The sequence below is a fragment of the Pseudomonas sp. 32_A genome, from assembly GCF_017490905.1.
Classification (GTDB): Bacteria; Pseudomonadota; Gammaproteobacteria; order Pseudomonadales; family Pseudomonadaceae; genus Aquipseudomonas; species Aquipseudomonas inefficax.
The window spans coordinates 1-441 of sequence record NZ_JAFGYI010000359.1 but is presented as its reverse complement, the minus strand read 5'-3'; the positions used below and the strand labels follow the sequence as shown (position 1 = coordinate 441).

The 441-nt window shown below is 64.4% G+C and carries 1 protein-coding gene; it reads left to right on the top strand.

Annotated elements, in window-relative coordinates; all coding sequences use genetic code 11:
• A partial coding sequence (locus J5M58_RS27070) for an NAD(P)H-hydrate epimerase (RefSeq protein ID WP_207880515.1) occupies positions 1-441 on the top strand: 441 nt, incomplete at both ends.

The window sequence follows — 441 nt, the reverse complement described above, 5'->3', positions numbered from 1 at the left end:
GGAGAAAGCGCTCACCCCGGCGGTGATTATTGTCGCTGGTAGCGGCGGTAATGGGGGTGACGCGCTCTACGCCGGAGCTGTGCTCGTCCAGCGCGGATGGCACGTGGTGGCCGTGTGTGTGGGGTCGTCCGTTCATGAGCGGGCGCGCCGGGCATTCGAGAAGTCGGGCGGTGTTGTCGTCGGAAAGAACGGGGAGGCCGGGGAGGCTGACCTGAATCCTGATGAGTTAGCGCAGTACCGCGCCCGTTTTTCGTCGTGTTTTCTTATCGACGGGGTAACGGGGATTGGTGGCCATGGGCCTCTTCGTGACGAGCCGGCCACGTGGATCGCTGCGGCCGCAGACGCGGAGATTCCGGTGGTGGCAGTGGATATTCCGTCCGGGATTGATGCGGATACCGGGATCGCCCACACCCCACATGTGGTGGCTGCAGCGACCGTGAC